We start from the raw sequence: 17,893 nt of genomic DNA, 5'->3' as shown, positions 1-17,893 counted from the left end.
CTTAACGAGGTGTCGGTATGACAACATTTACCCATAAAGCTGCACTGCTAATCTTGCTGAGCATATCGCTGGTTGGCTGTGCAGACAAAAGCCTGTCAGCTCCTATTACGAACCATAACCCTGCGAAAGTTTCACCATTACCGACCGTGATCCCTTCTCAATCTTCAACGCCAATCCCGTCCCCTGCACCCAAGCCAACACCATCGCCTGTTCTGACGCCAGCGCCGAGTGCTGCAGCGAAGCTTGTGGAGTCGCCAGTGCCAAGCGCAGCGCCGCAATCGTCTGCCACGCCGAATACGGCCAAAGCCAAACCGCTGCCCGCCGACCGAACGCCTTATTCTTGGTACTATATGAAGAAGAAAACAGGGCAAGTGCCTGATTTTCCGAAGGAAACGAAGTCTTTTACACACGATCAGAAAGCGGTTTGGGTCGGCACAGGCAAGAAAGTGTATTTAACGATTGACGCAGGCGGTCCACTTATTGAGGTAGATCTCATGTTGAAGTCGTTGAAAGATAATGGCGTGAAAGCGAACTTCTTCATTACAGGAAACAATATTAAGAAGAATCCAGACTACTTAAAGCGGATCGTAGCGGACGGGCATTTTGTAGCCAACCATACGATGACACATACGGATTTTAACGACTTAACTGACGATCAAATTCGGAAAGAAGTGACCGATTTTGAGGTGCTGTATAAGCAAATTATTGGAAAAGACGTGGGCAAATATTTTCGTTTCCCATACGGGCACTATAATGCGCATAATCTAAGTCTCGTTTCGGGGATGGGGTATACCTCCGTGTTCTGGTCGACGGCGATGCGTGATTGGGAGCCTAGGGCGAATGGCGCGGATGATCCCTATAACGATATCATGAATAATCTGCATGAGGGCAATGTGATTCTGATGCATCAGGGTGCGGTTGAAAACATGCAAGCGCTTGATCGGATTTGTAAAGAAATCAAAAAGAGGGGCTTTGAATTCGGGCTTGTAACGGACCTTGAGCCTAAATAAATGAGAAATGCCAAGATTGGATTCAATCTGGTTAGGTACCACTGGTACCTTTGAGCTTGTCCGCACATATTCTAACCATGTGGTTGAATAATTCATTAACCGGCAAAGGAAGCGGATATGTGTGCAGCAAGCGATAGCCATACTGGACTCCGGAGTCGGAGGATTAACTGTAGTCAAAGAAGTAATGAGACAGCTGCCGCAAGAAAAAATCATATATTTTGGAGATACGGCCAGGAGTCCCTACGGTCCCCGCGCTGCAAGTGAAGTTCGTCTTTTTACACGTCAAATTGTAGATTACTTACTTCAGTTCAATCCCAAGATGATTGTCATTGCCTGCAATACGGCAACTGCTGTCGCTATAGAGGATATTCGAGCCCGCGTTTCGATCCCTGTTGTAGGTGTGATTACCCCTGGGGCAAGGGCTGCAATTAAAACGACGCGAAGCGGTATCATCGGTGTGATCGGGACGGATGGCACGATTCGAAGTCAAGCGTATGAGAACGCTCTTAAAATGATATCACCAGATATTCGTGTCTACAGTCAGGCGTGTCCGCTGTTAGCACCTTTTGTTGAGAGAGGGCTGTTCCATGTTGATAGTGCCTACCGTGTCGTGGAACAGTCTTTACAACCGTTGATCGGTAAGCCGATCGATTGTTTAATTTTGGGTTGTACGCATTATCCATTTCTTATGGAATCCATTTCCCAGGTGATGGGCCCCCAAGTAAACTTAATTTCTTCGGCAGAAGAGACGGCCAGAGATATTAGCACCATTTTATCTCAGCGAGCCTTATTAACACCTTCGAGTGAAGTGCCTATTCATCAATTTTTTTGCAGCGGTGCACCTGATATTTTCAAGCAGATTGCGCAGAGCTGGCTCAGAGAACATATCTCTTTCTTACCTGTTGTGTGGCAGGTTCCTCATTTTATTTGAACGATAACCATAGACCCTTAGGGGTCTATTTTTTGTGGGCTGTGTATCGCATGATTCCTTATACAGGGGCATAAGAATAGCCATACGAAAGAAGAGTGGGGAGAGGTGATCCTTGTGCTAGGTTACGGGTATGAGACGCTGGGTGAGGAGTTGAATCGTTTAGGCAAAATATATCCCTTCTTACACATCGCTTGTATCGGCGAAAGTGTCATGGGGAGAAATTTATATGCCCTCCGCATCGGCCAGGGTGCCCGAGAGATCCATTTCAATGCGGCGATGCATGCGAATGAATGGATTACAGCGCCGCTAGTGATGCAATTCGTCGAGGATCTCGCCTGTGCGTATGCACGCGGCACGGCGTGGCGGGAGCGTAATGTGAGACGGATTCTATCCGAGTATTCCCTCTGGGTCGTGCCAATGGTGAACCCCGATGGCGTCGAACTGGTGCTGCAAGGGTTGACGGATGATCATCCGTATCGCGATGCGTTACTGACATGGAATGAAGGTTCTATTTCATTTCTGAATTGGAAAGCGAACATTCGCGGCGTTGATCTCAATGATCAATTCCCTGCACATTGGGAGGAAGAGAAGGCTAGGAGGGAGCGGGAAGGGCCAGGTGAGCGAGATTATGGCGGAGAAGCGCCATTATCTGAACCTGAGGCCGTCGCACTCGCACATTTTACCCAGAGTCATGCCTTCGAACGCGTTCTTGCGCTGCATACACAGGGAAGAGAGATCTATTGGAACTATCGCGACTATGAGCCGCCTGAGTCTGAACATATCGCGTTACTGCTGGCGCAGGCCAGCGGCTATGAAGCCGTCAAGCTGACGGGCAGCGATGCGGGATATAAGGATTGGTTCATCCAACATTTTCGCAAGCCAGGCTTTACGATCGAAGTTGGGTATGGCGTAAATCCGCTGCCTGTGGAGACGTTTGCGTCGCTGTATGAGGAACTTGTGCGGCTGCTTTTGACGGCTTTGGAGATTTAAATGGTGCAGATATGAAATAGTAGGCTAGCACGAATATGTTTCCCCTTCACGCCATGAACCGATTAGCCCAGCCTTCATATACTGGAGGGAGGAAGCTGCAGGGAGGCGTGAATATGGCACCACCTAAAGGGAAAGGCAAGTCAGTCAAGAAGAAGAAGGAACTCTCGAACCGTCCACAGTATACGATGAGGATCGTCGAGTCCGCTACGTGCTCAGTGTGCAAAACCCCATGCTCGCGAGGTATGCGCTATTTATCTATGATGTCGCAGCCAGGGGCAGTTGGCAAAGGAGTCCCATGTATTCTAACTAGAAGGAAAATAAATTAAACGCGATCCGCCTCTCGATGCCGAGGGGCGGATTTTCTTTTGCGGGGGTGCTGGCGCTGGAAGGTGGCGCCGAGCCTCCCGAAACGGGCGTCTCAGCAGCCATCCCCCGTACCCGCGCCCCAAAATAAAAAGCCCTGGGAGCAAGCTCCACAGGGCATTCAGCATGACTTGGTATATAGATTAATGATGGGGTGTGAGTAGTTTGTCTGCTAGACTTTGTTTGACTTTCTTGAGCGCGTCGGTCTCAAGCTTGTGGTTGGCATTGAATTTCGAGCCTGTTAATGCAAGCGCTTCCTTAACGGTCATTTCAATACGAATAATTTCTTCACCATGAGGAATTTGAACGAAATTTTCGGGCATTTTCATCACTCCTATGTCAGCTTTTAAAAGCGAAAACATTGATTCTACGCACTTTTAATATAACACATCATGTAAGGTTACACAAGGGGAATTCATGCCTATTTTCCAACTATTTGGAGCGGCTTGTCCTAGATTTTTGAGTAGGCCCCAGGGCGTAGAAGCGTAGAAAATTCGCCTTTTTCTCTCTTTCTCAGTATGTACCAAAAGAACCGATTTTACCCCTGTGTAGGAGGTAGAATCGGTTCTTTATCGATCTTATGAATAACAACGGAGCTCGACAATCTCCGCATGCGAGCATCCATTCGTTGCGGTGACAACAACACGCAGACGGTCAGCCCTAACCGTCTCGTCGAGCACATGGACATGATGCCGTGTATGATTTTGATTGCCTTCCGCAACGGTCACCCAAGCATCCAGCACCCGAACCTGCACCGAGTAGTCTCGAACTAGCTCAGGCATCACCTCGAACTCCGTACGGTGATGATGCAAATTAATCAAATCTTCATTGACGTCATCATTGAAGGTAATATGCACAGTACGGATCGCTTGAGGCGCTGACCACGACGCCTCCAACCACTCTTCCGCTAGCACGCCTCGCCCCGCGGAAGACCATAGATGCGGCCCGCCGTACGGCCGCTTGTAACCGTCAGCCGCTTTCTCAGCAGCATAAGCGGCTGTAGGCGAGAGAAGTCGGAAGCAGATCGGCTTCCGCAAGAAGTCCTTCGCACTCCAGTCGATGACGGGCTGCGTATGATGCATGTCTCCGAAGTCGACAGTGTCCTCGGAGGAAACATCATGCTTGAAACAAAGCACGCCGGTTCTAGGGCGATCCGATAGATGAACGGACAGCACAGGATTGCTTCTAAGCACCAGGAAAGCGTTCTGAGCTTGCTCCGGTTCCCATTGCAGCCCCAACTTCACCCATTGTTGCTCCCCCACGCCAACAGGCACAGTGACGGACGCGACCAACGCCTGCGGCACATAGTTCTGGGGCTTGCCTGTCTGCCATAATTCAACCGTAAGCTCCGTATCGGCCTCAGCATCCAAGAGCAACTCCAACCCGTCTAGACGCGGATCTACGGGCAACAGAAGCCCGACTGCAGCCCTCAGCGGGCATACGCCAGCTGACTGCTCCAGTGCAAGCTGCGTCAGCGTGCTGGAGGCGCTTAGCGCCGCGCTGCGCACCAGATCACCCTCGTCGCGGTTCGCGACGCCGAGGATCGACGCATCCTGCCGCAGCAGCGTCTGCTGCAGCTCCTGCAAGTGCTGCTGGTACAGCTCGCGCGGCGACACGCCCTTCGCTGCACAGAGCGCGGCGCCTGTACCCGCCGCCTCGCCAATGACCGCGCACGTCGCCATGACGCGCGTCGTGCCAAAAGCGACATGGGACGCGCTAATATTGCGTCCAGCCATCAACATATTCGACACGTTGGTCGAATAGAGCGAACGGAAAGGAATATGGTACGATCCGTCCATATGCATGTGCTTGGAGCCTTTCTCGGTGGCATACATACCTTGAGGCGGGTGCAAATCAATCGACCAGCCGCCGAAGGCGACGCGGTCCTCGAAGAGCTCTTGTGCAATCACATCATTCTGATTGAGCACATAATCGCCGACAAAACGGCGATATTCCCTTTTACCAGGAATCGAACCGATCCATTCCAACGTTAAATTCGCGCTATCGAATTTGCCCGAATTTTTGATATAGTCCCAAATGCCATAGATGACCGAGGATAGCTCGTCACGAATTCGCTCATTATCATGGACGGTATCATGCTCGCCGCCCCATTCAATCCACCAATACGCGCATCCATTATCGCCGCTGCGAATTACACGTTTCATGGGGATTGACGTTTGCGTAATATCTTTGGCGAAGCTAGGAGGGATATATTTTACAGGACGTCCAGCATCTTTGGTGTAGAACAGCAGAGTGCTGCCAAGTGTGATATCATCGGGAACGAGCGGTGCCCATTCTTCCTGAAATTCGCTCTGAGCTTCACGGCCAATTCGAAATTTGGCGCCTGCAAGAAAGCCGACCAAACCATCACCTGTACAATCGAGGAACACGCGGCTTTCAAAACGAATGCGACGCTCCGAGCCCATCATCCACCCCGTGACTGCTTCAATACTGCGGTTCGTTTCATCCCCCGAAGCGTCCACTTCATGGACATCGGTATTGAGGAACAACGTAATATTCGGCTCTGCCTTCACCTTTTCCAATACGACTAAATCCCAGATATACGGGTTGCCATCGATATTGCGATACTGATTTTCAATGAACAATTCGCCCATGATGCCTGTTTCACGCGCATTGCGATGGACACCGTGCGAGGTCGCGCCGCAGACCCAGACACGGATTTCACTGCTGGCATTTCCGCCAAGTACAGGTCGGTTTTGGACCAATGACACCGTTTGACCTAATCGGGCGGCAGCAATGGCTGCACAAACACCCGCGAGCCCGCCGCCAATGACGGTTATATCCGAAATTACAATTTCATGCTTCATAGTAGGAGCACCTCACTAGGTATAGAATGTCTCTGCTTTCATTTTAAAATAGGACATATCCTTTTAACATACAGTGGGTTACAATTGTCATATACTTTATTTCACGTGAAAGGGACGTGACATATGACCTATCAAGATCCAGCAATAAAACTTCTCTCCCACGTCTACTGGGTTCAGAAAAAAGAGTTTATGTACGAGCGAGACGAATACGCCTGCTGGACCTTATTTGCTGTGGAAGAAGGAAGTTTTGACTATGAAATCAAGGGAGATAAAGGCGAAGCTAGGTTCGGAGACGTTGTCATTTGTCCGCCAAGATGCGTATTTCGAAGAAAAACAAAAGAACCGCTGACCTTTCATTTTATCCAATTTATTCGTGATGAAGGTGTGGAGGGGGAAGAGGACTGGTTGGGGAAAATTCGTATAGCGGATACGTCACGCCTCGCTTCGAATTACCGTTATTTGCGCACGTTACAAGGGTGGGATGAAGCGAGTACAGGGCATAAGCTGCATTTGGTCAATGATCTGCTGCGCATGATTCGTATGGAACGGAACGTCAGGGTTGAGGCAGCAGCAGCGATCCAAGACGAGCAAATGAACAGAGCACGCAGTTTGCTGACAGGACAAGCCTTCGGCGAATTATCCATGCTGGAAGTGGCCAGCGGATTAGGACTAACACCCGTACAATTCACACGCCAGTTTCGCAAAGCGTTTGGACAAACGCCCACTGATTTTATTAGTGACTTAAGGATGACTAGAGCCAGATATTACTTGGAAAATACAACATTGACTCTCGATGTCATTGCCTCGCAATGCGGTTACGAGAATGGCTTTTACTTAAGTCGCATCTTCACGCAAAAAGTAGGGATGGCGCCCTCTGTGTATCGCAGCATGTTTCGGGTTTAATCCCGACATAACAACACCCCCAACGCTTCACGAGGAAGTTTCGGGGGTATTCGCTATTTCAATCAGGTTATGTAAGTGTTAATCACCCGTATATGGCAGTGTGCCTTCGGTGTATTCGTTCTCTGGTTTTCGAATCCAGCGTTGTAAATACCCTTGCGTGTGCAGCGCTTTGATGAGAATAATCAGTACGGGGGAGAGAATGACCCCTGCAACGCCGAACAACGACAGAGAAACGATCATGAACGCTAACGTTGTAAACGCGGATACACCAAGGGATTCACCTGTAATCTTCGGCTCCATAATTTGACGGACTAGAATAACGACCAGTAATAAGGCGCTGAGCCAGATCGCGAGCGTCGTGTTGCCGACAATAAACAAGTAAATGATCCATGGAATGAATAACGTGGATACGCCGAGCAGCGGCAGCACATCGAAGATTCCAGATAGCAATGCAATCGAGAAAGCGTTATTCACATCTAAGACAAGCAGCGCTATGAAAATCACGATGAAGGTTAACGTAATCAGCTTGGCCTGAGCTTTGACATACGAAACGATCCCTTTCACTACATTCTCTCTAAGGAAAAAGAATGCCGCTTTGAACGTATTCGGTGTTTGCTCGCTTGCAAGCCGCTTCCATGACTCAATTTCAATACTTAAAAAGTAGGCAAGGATGATTCCGACGATGAAATTGAACATGAAGGTAGAGAAGGAGGTCAAGGAAGCGACCAGTCCAGAAAGGAAAGCGACAAGCAGGGTAGACGCCTTGCCTGCGATTTGCCCAGCGTATTCCTTGGCTTTATCACTAACGTCGGTTGGCAGCGTTTGGAATTGATTATTCAACTCACTGATGCGATGAATGATCTGATCGTTGAACACGGCCTGATAATCGTCGATTTTATCGACTAAACTCATAATCTGGCTGGTGAAAATAACGATGGCTCCTGCCAACGCGCCAAGTATAACGAGCACGAAGAGCAAGGTCGATATGGCGGAAGCCAGCGATTTGCGCATCCCTCTTCGATGCAAGAAACGAGCTAGAGGCTCGATCATCATGAAAATGATCAGAGCCAGAAAGATCGGTGTGGCGATAGCGTATAGGTAACTGAATAACAGCATGAATAAGTAGACGGTAAGTGCAATGAGCGCAATATCAAAAACCGTTCGCCAATATTTCTTGTAAAAAGAGAGCATTCCCTGTTCCTCCAGATCTTATTGTTCCGTCAAAATAACCGGTCCTTGACTAGTGATCGCAATTGTATGCTCATACTGGGCTGAAAGGCTTCCATCGTACGTTCTTGCTGTCCATCCATCTTGGTCAACCTTGGAATGATATTTCCCGACGTTCAGCATCGGTTCAATCGTGAAAACCATGCCTTCTTTAATGCGCGGCCCTTTGCCTGCTGGTCCGTAATGCGGCACTTGCGGCTCTTCATGCATCTCGGCGCCAATGCCGTGACCGATGAAGTCTCTAACGACCGAGAAGCCTTGTGACTCCGCGTATACTTGAATCGCATGGGAGACATCGCCGATGCGATTGCCGACAACCGCTTTCTCAATGCCTTTGTAAAGCGCTTCTTTCGTGACGGTCAACAGCTTTTCTGCGGTTGGTGAAATGTTGCCTACGGCGTAGGACCATGCTGAATCAGCCAGCCAGCCATCAATGCGAACGACCATATCAATCGTCACAATATCTCCGTCATTTAGCGGCTCTTTCTTTGGGAAGCCGTGGCAGATGACATCATTGACTGATGCGCAAGTCGCGTAGGGGTAGCCGTGGTACCCTTTTTGCTCAGGTGTTGCACCGTTTTTAGCTAGGAAGCCTTCAACGAATTGGTCGATTTCCCATGTTGTGATCCCAGGGCGGATCATTTTGGCAATTTCTTTATGACAATCCGCCAGAATGCGGCCCGCTTTACCCATGGCTTGAATTTGTTCTTTAGTTTTGATAGTAATCATCACGTTCACTCCTCAATAAGGTCCCTAATTCATGATTATGTCCATTTTGCGGACCAAAGCTTCATTTCTTTAATAATTTGATGCAGATCCTGCCCTTTTGGTGTCAACGTATACTCGACAGTTACGGGAACCGTAGGAAACGCCATCCGCTCCAGAACGCCATGTTCTTCAAGGTGGCGAAGAATGTCTGTTAGCGATTTCGGGGAGATGCCAACAATTTGACGCTGCAGTTCGCCGAAACGCTTCGTGCCAGAAAACAATTCGCGTAGGACGAGAAAAGCCCATTTACCGCCGATGACTTCCAGCGTTCGTTCAATAGAGCATTCAATTTCCTTGGGGATTTTAGGCACATAATTGCTGAGTGGAGCGACTTTTTCATTTTCTAACGTAGACATAAGACCGCTTCCTTTCATCCAAAGTCAAATACATACTTACCTTAAGGTAAGTAGGTTAAGAAACGATAATAAGGTGCAAATGCACATACTGCTTCTTATTTTAAAGTTCCTACGTAGTTTTGGCAATAGAAGGGAACAATTTGGACATGTTGAGAGCAGGTTGATTTCATGGCGTAGATTCTTTACAATAGAATTAAAATTTATCGTTTCAGGAGATGTGTACATATGAAAGTCAAAATTTCTCGCAATGCAGCAAAAGTACTTCAATTGGAGCTTAATAAAGAAGAAAACCAAGGTTTATCAGTTCGTGTTCAAGTGACGCATAAACATGGTGATCACGCTCACTATGGTTTGGGTCTTGACGATAAAACTCCTAATGACGTTGTAGTTACCACCGATAAAGGCATTGACGTTCTTCTTGATCAATCCGAGCCGCTGCTGGATGGTGTTCGTATTGACTACTTCTACACACCGGAAGAGGGCTTCATGATTACTAACCCTAGCAAGGGGAATCACGGAGACCACTAATGCGCAACGATATTCGCATTTGTGACAAGTGCAAACACATGAAGGTGAAAACGGCCCTAGCCAAAATTGATGTGATTGCACCTGGTACGGAAGTCAAAGTCGCTTGCAAATCGTATTGCGGTCCATGTCAAAGGTATGCATTTATTTTTATTAACGGCCGCTACATTACAGGCGAAACAGAAGATGAAGCCATTGAGAAAGCCAAGAAATATGTGAAAAAATAAAAGCATCCGCCCTCGTGGCGGATGCTTTTATGCTTCTTTAAGCGATAGAGATGGCTTGTGATTATGCGTGAACAGCGGTCTTGGCAAGCAGCTTGCGTACGTATGCCTCGATCTTTTGCGGTTTCGTCGTAGGTGAGAATCGTTTAATGACTTGACCATTCTGATCGACGAGGAATTTCGTGAAATTCCATTTAATGCCTGAACCGAATAAGCCAGGGGCTTTGCTTTTCAGATATTTGTATAACGGGTGCGCATCCGCGCCATTCACATCAATTTTGGAGAAAAGCGGGAAATTGACACCGAAGTTTAATTGGCATGCTTGCTCCACTTGTGCGTCATTGCCTGGCTCTTGATCTTTGAATTGGTTGCAAGGGAAGCCAAGCACGCTAAAGCCTTGATCTTTGTACGTATCATGGAGTTCTTGAAGCCCCTTAAACTGAGGGGCAAACCCGCATTTGGTTGCCGTGTTGACAATGAGCAGAACCTGATTGTTGTAATCGGCAAGCGATTTCTCTTCACCGCGGATCGTGCGGACTTGAAATTGATGAATGCTCATAGGCTCACAACCTTTAATTGTATTTGACATAATTAAATTGTACACAATTTTAATTGAAAAGAAAAGTTATTTTTTCATCAATTGGGCCAGCGCCTCTTGGAGCTGCGGGAACTTCCATACGAAACCATGCTGCTGTAAAACCCGAGGCAGGACCTTCTGACCCTCCAACAATAGCACGGAGAGCTCGCCGAACAATAGCTTCATCATGAAGGCTGGAACTGGGAATATATTCGGTCTTCTCATAACAGTCGCCAATGTACGTCCAAATTGTTGATTCGTCACGGGATTGGGAGCCGTTGCGTTGACAGGACCTTCAATATCATCGTGATCTACGCAGAAATCAATTAAACGCACCATGTCATCGATATGGATCCATGACATCCATTGTCTGCCGCTGCCGACGGTACCTCCAACACCAAGCTTATAAGGCAAAGCCATTTTCGGAAAAGCGCCTTCGAGGTTATCCAGCACAAGTCCAACACGAACTTTCACCACGCGAGTTCCTTGGATTTGATCGGCGGCATGCTCCCACTGCTTAACAACGGATGCTAAGAAATCCGTGTTTCGGAATGGGCTAGTCTCGTCGAAAGTGTCCGTTTCTGACGTTCCGTAATAGGACATCCCGGATGCATTCACAACGACACGCGGCTTCACGTCCATACTTGCAACGAGTTTGGCAACGTTAGCCGCTGCGTCTAAGCGGGACTGAATGATACGAGATTTGGCCGCCGCTGTCCACCGCTGACTGATCGATTCGCCAGCTAAGTTGACAATGGCATGCAGCCCTTGTAGGGTATCGGGCTTCATCTTCAGATCATCCCAAGTAACCGTTGTTACACCTGGGATACGGGTAGCAGAGGAACGTGAAATGTTAATTAGCTCGTAACCTTGTTCTAACCAATAAGCGATTAATCGTTTACCGATAAAGCCGCTGCCGCCTGTGATTGCTATTTTCATCGGAAACACCTCCATACAATCAGTATAAAGAGTTCATCCAATCATTACCAATGGCAGATTTGTGATCATGATGGCATTCATTCGTTTGCAAAATAACGACACCATTCTCGCTTTTTCGTGTATAATAAGTCTTCGGTGTGTATTTATTAACCATTGGTAATTATTTGATTCATCTTCAACCATGAAGGGAGCGCGAGCACATGAATCGTGTACGTCAATTTCTACATGCCTATCATCCGATTGTACATACATTAATTTTGGGCACGGTTATGGCTAGGGCAGCTTCTTCAATGAGTTTGCCGTTCCTCGCTATCTATTTGGCTAAACACTCGGATATGAGCCCAAGTTTGATCGGGATTGTCATTGGGATGGGTGCGTTGGCAGGAACAGTAGGCGGATTTGTAGGTGGTACGTTATCTGACCGATTTGGTCGACGTGTCATCATGCTTGGGGCACTTTTCGGATGGGGCTTCGTCTTCTTAGGTTTTGGCATTGTGAAGCTGCCTGTTCTGTTTATGCTGTTGAACATGCTCAATGGGTTGTGCCGCTCGTTCTATGAGCCAGTGTCTCAAGCGTTAATGGCTGATTTAACGGAACCTGCGAAGCGGAGACAAGTGTTCTCGCTGCGCTATATGGCGATTAACATCGGTGTGGCTGTCGGCCCGCTGCTCGGCGCTTTTTTTGCGACGATGAACGGTGCGCTGCCTTTTCTGCTGACAGGCGTTATTTATTTAATTTACGGCATTACGTTGTACGCGCTCCTCATTAAATTTGGCATCAAGCAAATTGAAGGGGAGAAGAAGTCGAAGATAACGTTCGGATCGGCATGGAATGTCATTCGCAAAGACATGACTTTCCGTTTGTACATCATCGGCGGCATCATTGGGGCGATTGGCTACTCGCAGGTTATGGTAACACTCTCCCAGTATCTTCAGATGGATTTCACCAATGGTGTCAACATGTTCGCGGTGCTCATGAGCGCCAATGCGATTGTCGTGATTGCCATGCAGATTCCGCTTGGTAAGTGGGCTGAGAAGTATCCCCCGTTAACCGCGATCATCGTTGGCAACATCATGTTTGCACTCGGTGATGTGGGATTTGCCTTCTCGCATTCGCTGACTTGGCTCATCATCTCCATGGGTATTTTCACCTTTGGTGAAATTTTGAATTATCCAGCCGCTAATCTGCTGATTGATAAGCTTGCTCCAGAGAACATGCGAGGTACCTATTTCGGGGCGCAAACATTAACGAATCTGGGCCACTTTATGGGGCCTTGGATCGGCGGCTTCTTGCTTGTGTCTTTTGGCGGGAAAACGCTGTTTCTTCTCATTGCAATTTTGTCGATGGTTGGCTCGATTTTCTACTGGAGGGGCACGAAACGTCATATTTCGGTAAAAAGTTCGTCGAAAATGCAAGTTTTTTGATGGATTTCGTAAAAATGGTTCCATGGAACTATTCGAATTGTGAACGACTTCCCTTATTCTTGAGAGTATAAAGATCAACATTACGCTTTATCTAACTATTTGCTTGCACGTCATCTCGACAAAGGCAAAGCTGGCGAAAGCCAGTGACGCAAAGCTACAGGGGCTTTACTTCTCCTGCTTAGGGACAAGCAGCCAGCCAGCCGCCGAAAGATTGGGAATTCATTCAGAACCCCACTAATTCGGATCCCCTTGGTGGGGTTTTTCTCTGTCATAATTTCGATATTAAAAAATTGTAAACAGGAGGCTCACTCAGCATGAAATTGGATCATCACCCACAGGAAGAACAAAAAGCTACCTCATTATGCGGAAACCATGTTGCTCGTTTGGTGCCATCCACGGATGGACCGAAACTGATGATTAACCGCGAAGAGTACGCACTTAACGAAACTTGCTGGGACGTTGAATTGTTTCACGGAAGAAACAACAGCATTCTCATTTTTTATTGGAAGGGCGAAGTTAAGCTATCGGTGAAAATGCCCCCAATGTCGCAAATCGAAGGTTTTTTAACTAGACTTTTTCAATGCCTGACTTCCAAATTAAGAGCGGTTCAGCCTATCTAGGCGAACCGTTCTTTTTTCTCATTGTCACCAATCGACACGAACGGCTATAATGAGGCCATATCCATAAGTAGTCCTAAAGTGCTATATCGAGGGAGTTGCATGGTATGAGATTGATTACACGTTGGGATTGCATGAACAGGCTTAGGTCGTTTATGGAGGTACAAGGTGACTATACACTTCAAACAGATACACCACGTAGCAATTATTTGTTCTGATTATGAACGATCCAAGCATTTCTATGTCGAGCTGCTCGGACTTACCGTTATCCAAGAAACGTATCGTGCAGAGCGGGATTCTTACAAATTGGATTTACGGATCGGGGACACAGATCAAGAGATTGAACTATTCTCTTTTCCGAATCCGCCACTACGCGTAAATCAACCTGAGGCTCGTGGACTGCGGCATTTGGCATTCGTTATCACCAATATGGATGAGACTGTGGAGGCCTTGACACACAAGGGGATCACGGTGGAGCCAGTACGGATTGATCCAATCACGGGGAACCGCTACACATTCTTCGCCGATCCAGATGGGCTCCCCTTGGAGCTGGTTGAAGTAATAGAATGTTAATTTAGGAATAAACATAATCCTCCTCACCAATACTAAGTTTTATCTTGCGATCATGAGGAAGGAATTAACAACACATGGACATTGATGCTTTTTTGGCAGAAGTGCTTAGCTCCAATGAGGATTGGCATGTATCTACGATGGATACCGTAACGGTCATAGACCCGATTATTGCAAAAGATAATCCTGATTTTGATCCTTATGAAGAGTATCAAGCATCAGAATTTTAAGAGGTACAATAGCTTTTAAGCCTGCAAGCCCATGGATAGGGTCGGCAGGCTTATTTCATTTATTTCATGGCGTTGGAATTGCTGATTTGGTAGCGAAACGGAACGTAAATGCGCTATTTTGCCGAAATGGCTGATATTCAGGGTTTGACGGAACGTGGATACTCTATTTATCGGATTTTCGTGGTTTTTGACCACTTTCCGGCAAAATAGCATACTGACGTTCCGCTCGAGGCCCATTTTGATGCTAGAAGAAGTTGTTAGCGCACTCACGTTCCGTTTAGGAGCAATTTCAGGGCTGAAATGTCCGCCTGCCGCCGAAGTCAGCTACATGCTTATCTATCGTGTCTTCGAGGAGGTAACGGACCAAGGTATTGATACAGGTTACACTCGATTCGTCCATTGAACAGCTTGCGCTTCTTATCCGCGCGGCGATTCATATAATGCTCGAGCTGCGTAGTCGGGCTCAGAATGAACAGACTCCACGACGGCATCGGTGTCGTTAGAGCCCCGAGCTGGCGCAGCGCCAGCTCGGCATCCTGCTGTTCACCAAGCCGCTCGCCGTACGGCGGATTGGTGATCAGGCAGCCGTAATCGCCGCGCGGACGCGCCTTGGCGATCGGCTCAACCTTGAGCTGGAACTGCTTCGCCAGTCCAGCGGCCTTAGCGGCTGCCTCTGCCACTTCGATGGCAGCCGGATCGATGTCGCTGCCCACGATGTGCAGCGGCACGTTATCGCGCACGACGTCGAAGGCTTCGTCGCGCGCTTTGTCCCACAGCTTGCGGGGGATATTCCCCCAAGCTTCACTTGGAAAGCTGCGCCGCAAGCCTGGCGCAATGTTCCAGCCGATCATCGCGGCCTCGATCGGGATCGTGCCCGACCCGCAGAACGGGTCGTACAGCGGGCGGTCGACGTTCCAGCGGCTGAGCAGGATCATGGCTGTGGCCATGGTCTCTTTCAGCGGTGCTTCAGTGACCAGCTTACGATAGCCGCGCTTATGCAGGCTCGGTCCTGTCGTGTCGATCGTGAGTGTTGCGATATCGTTCAGTAAAGCGACTTCGATCACGTAGCGAGCTCCGTTCTCAGGGAACCACTCGGTGCCATAGCGCAGCTTCATTTTCTCAACAATGGCTTTCTTCACAATCCCTTGGCAAGCAGGGACGCTGGATAGTTTCGATTTATGGGAACGTCCTTCAACGGGAAACTCGGCATCATTCGGGATCCAGTCCGGCCAAGCCAGCGCTTTCGTCCCTTCAAACAGTTCGTCGAAGGTGAGTGCTTGGAATTGTCCCATATGAATGAGAACGCGATCCGCTGTTCGCAGCCACAGGTTGCAGCGACAGATCGCCAGCTCGTCACCAATGAATCGGACGCGGCCATTCTCGACGGTTACTTCGGTATAACCGAGATCACGAATTTCTCGAGCAACAACAGCCTCAAGTCCCATTGGGCATGTGGCGATTAATTCAATTTTATGCGACATAGTGTTTGTCCTTCCATCCGGGTTGTACAACGCTCAGAAAACTCATACAATAATCAAGTATAGGACAAATAGGTGACACTTACAAACGGATACTGTACAAAATAAGCGAATTCATCTCATTTTAATCACAAGGAGGTCCATATACATGGAAACCATTACAGCAGAAAGCTACATGGAAGGCTTATATCAAGAAGATACCGTTCTTGCACGGGTCAAGGAGGTCATCGTTGCTCATAATATGCCAGAGATCTCGATCGCGCCAGGGTACGGCAGATTGTTGACGATGCTAGTTACGATGATCGGGGCAAAGCGAGTCTTAGAAATCGGGGCGCTAGGCGGGTACAGCGGGATTTGTCTAGCAAGAGGGTTACAGGCTGGGGGAAAGCTGATCTCGCTTGAGTTGAAACAGGAATTCGCCGATGTGGCTAAGCAAAATGTGATCGATGCGGGCCTTGGCGAACACGTGGAGTATCGCATCGGCGAAGCGCTCCATCATTTGAACGATCTGCAAGCAAAGGGCGAACGCTTCGATTTCTTCTTCATCGATGCGGACAAAGTGAATTATCCGAATTACTTGGAGCTGGCAATTCAATTAGCGAATCCAGGTGCGATTATCGCGGGAGACAACACGCTGATGCGCGGCAAAGTAGTCGACGAGAAGCAAACGAAAGCATCCGTCCAAGCGATGCGTACGTTCAATCAACGTATTGCTACCGATCCTAGGTTGGAAAGTACGATACTTCCAGCGTATGATGGGCTAGCCTTAGCGCGTGTGAAATAGAACAAATGAATAAGAGCGAGGGGCTTTGGGCAGCCCGTCGCTCTTTTACTTTATATCTTCATGAACTTGATCGACTCGGGGTTGCAGGTTGAAGCTGTGTAAGAGGAACCTTCGACTGTGACGGAGACACGATGGGAGTTGTCTGCTGTTTCTTCAAAGTCATCGTACCGAGGGTATGCCAGTAGATGAACAAGCACTCGGCACACACGATAATGAGAATAATTTTACGCCAATTAAGTTTCATCAGAAGCTGTCCTCACTTTCCGCTCTACGCTCTATCTTAGCATGGAGTGGAAGTTATTTCCATAAGTTTCAATTCTTCTCCTCTAAATGAACTAACCCCGTCGTAATTTCTAACTCGTAACGCCGACTCCCTGGCATTCTGGCCTCGTACGCGAAACGCACAGCTTGTTCAATATCGTACGGTACACGAACGAACTGAATCGCGAATCCTGCCTGCATGGAAGTATCCGCTTCCCCCTCCAAAATGCAATAACTCGCTTGGGGAATCCCGTCATACGGCACTCCGACACTCCCCACATTGAACAGGATTAAGCCTCGCCGCTCCTTGGAAGCACCAACGCCTTTCTCAGACGGGTTATTCAATGTCAAAAGATAAGGAATATGGATATCCCCATATCCGACGATATCGGGTTCTTTGCCATCGGCAGGCGTTCCGGTCATCGGCGTATGGTGGAACATCGCAAGTCGCTCGCGTTTGGATGCCTTGCGTTTCAGGCGATGAAAGACACTTTCGGCAGATGCGTGGAACAGTCGAATACGTTTTCCGCTGAGCGTCAGATCGATCGCATAGGGGAGCTGCTTCAGATATTGCAACCGCTCATCGCCGAGCAGTTTCTGCTGCCATAATCCCTCTGGAAGCTCCTGCGGATACGTAATGCCCAGATCCCAGTTTCCTTGCACAACAGCTTCGCAGGCTTGCTTCACAAGATCAACGACCTCATTGGAGCTAGGTCCCTTGCCAACCAGATCGCCTAAACAGACGATACGATTTACCCCTCTTTTCTCGATATCTTTAAGCACAGCCTGGAGAGCTGGCAGATTGCCATGTATATCCGAAATGATTGCGATTCGTTCCAATGCAGATCTTCCTTTCTTTATTTTTCCAATAACGAGGATGCTTTGTTT

Annotated in this window: 21 protein-coding genes and 1 riboswitch; of the genes, 11 read left to right on the top strand and 10 right to left on the bottom strand. The window is 48.3% G+C overall.

The annotated features are described in order from the left end of the window. The first annotated feature begins 17 nt into the window (after window positions 1-17). The 3 genes from MJB10_RS19290 to MJB10_RS19280 all read left to right on the top strand — a co-directional run bounded on the left by MJB10_RS19290 (window position 18) and on the right by MJB10_RS19280 (window position 2,931). Complete coding sequence (locus tag MJB10_RS19290) at window positions 18-1,010, top strand: polysaccharide deacetylase family protein (RefSeq protein ID WP_314797341.1); 993 nt, start codon at window positions 18-20, stop codon at window positions 1,008-1,010. Window positions 1,011-1,131: 121 nt separating this feature from the next. Next, window positions 1,132-1,941, top strand: a complete 810-nt coding sequence (racE, locus tag MJB10_RS19285) for a glutamate racemase (protein WP_314797339.1) — start codon at window positions 1,132-1,134, stop codon at window positions 1,939-1,941. 105 nt (window positions 1,942-2,046) lie between these two features. After that, on the top strand, window positions 2,047-2,931 hold the full coding sequence (locus tag MJB10_RS19280; RefSeq protein ID WP_314797337.1) for a M14 family metallopeptidase: 885 nt from the start codon (window positions 2,047-2,049) through the stop codon (window positions 2,929-2,931). A 506-nt stretch (window positions 2,932-3,437) separates the two neighbouring features. On the opposite strand, the gene MJB10_RS19270 is transcribed toward MJB10_RS19280, so the two are convergent. Continuing rightward, window positions 3,438-3,617 (bottom strand): hypothetical protein, encoded by a 180-nt coding sequence (locus tag MJB10_RS19270; RefSeq protein WP_314797333.1) that lies wholly within the window; start codon window positions 3,615-3,617, stop codon window positions 3,438-3,440. Between the two features lie 255 nt (window positions 3,618-3,872). Then, a complete protein-coding gene (locus MJB10_RS19265; protein ID WP_314797331.1) occupies window positions 3,873-6,122 on the bottom strand; it encodes an FAD-dependent oxidoreductase in 2,250 nt (749 codons plus the stop codon). A gap of 123 nt (window positions 6,123-6,245) precedes the next feature. Between MJB10_RS19265 and MJB10_RS19260 the strand changes: the two genes are divergently transcribed. Next, window positions 6,246-7,025: an AraC family transcriptional regulator gene (locus MJB10_RS19260; protein ID WP_314797330.1), complete on the top strand. Its 780-nt coding sequence runs from the start codon at window positions 6,246-6,248 to the stop codon at window positions 7,023-7,025. Between the two features lie 78 nt (window positions 7,026-7,103). Here the strand turns inward: MJB10_RS19260 and ytvI are convergent, their stop codons facing one another. The 3 genes from ytvI to MJB10_RS19245 are packed head-to-tail and all read right to left on the bottom strand — an operon-like array spanning window position 7,104 to window position 9,376. Continuing rightward, a complete protein-coding gene (ytvI, locus tag MJB10_RS19255) occupies window positions 7,104-8,216 on the bottom strand; it encodes a sporulation integral membrane protein YtvI (RefSeq protein WP_314797328.1) in 1,113 nt (370 codons plus the stop codon). An 18-nt stretch (window positions 8,217-8,234) separates the two neighbouring features. Beyond that, on the bottom strand, window positions 8,235-8,981 hold the full coding sequence (gene map / locus MJB10_RS19250; RefSeq protein WP_314797327.1) for a type I methionyl aminopeptidase: 747 nt from the start codon (window positions 8,979-8,981) through the stop codon (window positions 8,235-8,237). Between the two features lie 35 nt (window positions 8,982-9,016). Beyond that, window positions 9,017-9,376 (bottom strand): winged helix-turn-helix transcriptional regulator, encoded by a 360-nt coding sequence (locus MJB10_RS19245; protein ID WP_314797325.1) that lies wholly within the window; start codon window positions 9,374-9,376, stop codon window positions 9,017-9,019. 225 nt (window positions 9,377-9,601) lie between these two features. Here MJB10_RS19245 and MJB10_RS19240 point away from each other — a divergent pair, with 225 nt between their 5' ends. Further along, a complete protein-coding gene (locus MJB10_RS19240; protein WP_314797323.1) occupies window positions 9,602-9,904 on the top strand; it encodes a HesB/IscA family protein in 303 nt (100 codons plus the stop codon). Continuing rightward, window positions 9,904-10,128 (top strand): DUF1450 domain-containing protein, encoded by a 225-nt coding sequence (locus MJB10_RS19235; protein WP_314797322.1) that lies wholly within the window; start codon window positions 9,904-9,906, stop codon window positions 10,126-10,128. The genes MJB10_RS19240 and MJB10_RS19235 overlap by 1 nt, the downstream gene beginning before the upstream one ends. Window positions 10,129-10,189: 61 nt before the next feature. On the opposite strand, the gene MJB10_RS19230 is transcribed toward MJB10_RS19235, so the two are convergent. Then, window positions 10,190-10,684, bottom strand: a complete 495-nt coding sequence (locus MJB10_RS19230) for a glutathione peroxidase (RefSeq protein ID WP_314797320.1) — start codon at window positions 10,682-10,684, stop codon at window positions 10,190-10,192. 66 nt (window positions 10,685-10,750) lie between these two features. After that, window positions 10,751-11,641, bottom strand: coding sequence for a TIGR01777 family oxidoreductase (locus tag MJB10_RS19225; protein ID WP_314797319.1), 891 nt, complete (start codon window positions 11,639-11,641; stop codon window positions 10,751-10,753). 200 nt (window positions 11,642-11,841) lie between these two features. Between MJB10_RS19225 and MJB10_RS19220 the strand changes: the two genes are divergently transcribed. From MJB10_RS19220 to MJB10_RS19205, 4 genes are all read left to right on the top strand, one after another. After that, a complete protein-coding gene (locus tag MJB10_RS19220) occupies window positions 11,842-13,065 on the top strand; it encodes an MDR family MFS transporter (protein WP_314797317.1) in 1,224 nt (407 codons plus the stop codon). Window positions 13,066-13,178: 113 nt separating this feature from the next. After that, a riboswitch (cyclic di-GMP riboswitch) is annotated at window positions 13,179-13,273 on the top strand. A gap of 106 nt (window positions 13,274-13,379) precedes the next feature. Continuing rightward, window positions 13,380-13,685 (top strand): hypothetical protein, encoded by a 306-nt coding sequence (locus MJB10_RS19215; RefSeq protein ID WP_314797315.1) that lies wholly within the window; start codon window positions 13,380-13,382, stop codon window positions 13,683-13,685. Between the two features lie 171 nt (window positions 13,686-13,856). Further along, entirely contained in the window at window positions 13,857-14,255 is a 399-nt protein-coding gene (gene gloA2, locus MJB10_RS19210; RefSeq protein WP_314805752.1) for an SMU1112c/YaeR family gloxylase I-like metalloprotein, read from the top strand. A gap of 74 nt (window positions 14,256-14,329) precedes the next feature. Then, window positions 14,330-14,482: a hypothetical protein gene (locus MJB10_RS19205; RefSeq protein ID WP_314797314.1), complete on the top strand. Its 153-nt coding sequence runs from the start codon at window positions 14,330-14,332 to the stop codon at window positions 14,480-14,482. A 332-nt stretch (window positions 14,483-14,814) separates the two neighbouring features. Here the strand turns inward: MJB10_RS19205 and MJB10_RS19200 are convergent, their stop codons facing one another. Next, complete coding sequence (locus MJB10_RS19200) at window positions 14,815-15,963, bottom strand: THUMP domain-containing class I SAM-dependent RNA methyltransferase (protein ID WP_314797312.1); 1,149 nt, start codon at window positions 15,961-15,963, stop codon at window positions 14,815-14,817. A 145-nt stretch (window positions 15,964-16,108) separates the two neighbouring features. On the opposite strand from MJB10_RS19200, the gene MJB10_RS19195 reads away from it, so the two are divergent. Further along, entirely contained in the window at window positions 16,109-16,744 is a 636-nt protein-coding gene (locus MJB10_RS19195; RefSeq protein WP_314797310.1) for an O-methyltransferase, read from the top strand. Window positions 16,745-16,802: 58 nt separating this feature from the next. Here the strand turns inward: MJB10_RS19195 and MJB10_RS19190 are convergent, their stop codons facing one another. Together MJB10_RS19190 and MJB10_RS19185 are read right to left on the bottom strand one after the other, a co-directional pair. Further along, complete coding sequence (locus MJB10_RS19190; protein WP_314797308.1) at window positions 16,803-16,988, bottom strand: hypothetical protein; 186 nt, start codon at window positions 16,986-16,988, stop codon at window positions 16,803-16,805. A gap of 68 nt (window positions 16,989-17,056) precedes the next feature. Beyond that, complete coding sequence (locus MJB10_RS19185; protein ID WP_314797306.1) at window positions 17,057-17,845, bottom strand: metallophosphoesterase family protein; 789 nt, start codon at window positions 17,843-17,845, stop codon at window positions 17,057-17,059. Window positions 17,846-17,893 lie beyond the last annotated feature (48 nt).

The organism is Paenibacillus sp. MBLB1832 (assembly GCF_032271945.1).
Classification (GTDB): Bacteria; Bacillota; Bacilli; order Paenibacillales; family NBRC-103111; genus Paenibacillus_E; species Paenibacillus_E roseopurpureus.
The sequence above is the reverse complement of the archived record's forward strand: the minus strand, read 5'-3'. Positions and strand labels throughout refer to the sequence as shown.

Excerpts from the sequence above, each read along its gene's own strand:
- MJB10_RS19215 (WP_314797315.1), top strand. The coding sequence starts at position 13,380 with ATGAAATTGGATCATCACCCACAGGAAGAACAAAAAGCTACCTCATTA.
- MJB10_RS19235 (WP_314797322.1), top strand. The coding sequence starts at position 9,904 with ATGCGCAACGATATTCGCATTTGTGACAAGTGCAAACACATGAAGGTG.
- MJB10_RS19265 (WP_314797331.1), bottom strand. The coding sequence starts at position 6,122 with ATGAAGCATGAAATTGTAATTTCGGATATAACCGTCATTGGCGGCGGG.
- MJB10_RS19260 (WP_314797330.1), top strand. The coding sequence starts at position 6,246 with ATGACCTATCAAGATCCAGCAATAAAACTTCTCTCCCACGTCTACTGG.
- MJB10_RS19240 (WP_314797323.1), top strand. The coding sequence starts at position 9,602 with ATGAAAGTCAAAATTTCTCGCAATGCAGCAAAAGTACTTCAATTGGAG.
- MJB10_RS19195 (WP_314797310.1), top strand. The coding sequence starts at position 16,109 with ATGGAAACCATTACAGCAGAAAGCTACATGGAAGGCTTATATCAAGAA.
- MJB10_RS19270 (WP_314797333.1), bottom strand. The coding sequence starts at position 3,617 with ATGCCCGAAAATTTCGTTCAAATTCCTCATGGTGAAGAAATTATTCGT.
- MJB10_RS19220 (WP_314797317.1), top strand. The coding sequence starts at position 11,842 with ATGAATCGTGTACGTCAATTTCTACATGCCTATCATCCGATTGTACAT.
- MJB10_RS19230 (WP_314797320.1), bottom strand. The coding sequence starts at position 10,684 with ATGAGCATTCATCAATTTCAAGTCCGCACGATCCGCGGTGAAGAGAAA.
- MJB10_RS19245 (WP_314797325.1), bottom strand. The coding sequence starts at position 9,376 with ATGTCTACGTTAGAAAATGAAAAAGTCGCTCCACTCAGCAATTATGTG.
- map (WP_314797327.1), bottom strand. The coding sequence starts at position 8,981 with ATGATTACTATCAAAACTAAAGAACAAATTCAAGCCATGGGTAAAGCG.
- MJB10_RS19290 (WP_314797341.1), top strand. The coding sequence starts at position 18 with ATGACAACATTTACCCATAAAGCTGCACTGCTAATCTTGCTGAGCATA.
- MJB10_RS19190 (WP_314797308.1), bottom strand. The coding sequence starts at position 16,988 with ATGAAACTTAATTGGCGTAAAATTATTCTCATTATCGTGTGTGCCGAG.
- MJB10_RS19200 (WP_314797312.1), bottom strand. The coding sequence starts at position 15,963 with ATGTCGCATAAAATTGAATTAATCGCCACATGCCCAATGGGACTTGAG.
- ytvI (WP_314797328.1), bottom strand. The coding sequence starts at position 8,216 with ATGCTCTCTTTTTACAAGAAATATTGGCGAACGGTTTTTGATATTGCG.
- MJB10_RS19225 (WP_314797319.1), bottom strand. The coding sequence starts at position 11,641 with ATGAAAATAGCAATCACAGGCGGCAGCGGCTTTATCGGTAAACGATTA.
- MJB10_RS19205 (WP_314797314.1), top strand. The coding sequence starts at position 14,330 with ATGGACATTGATGCTTTTTTGGCAGAAGTGCTTAGCTCCAATGAGGAT.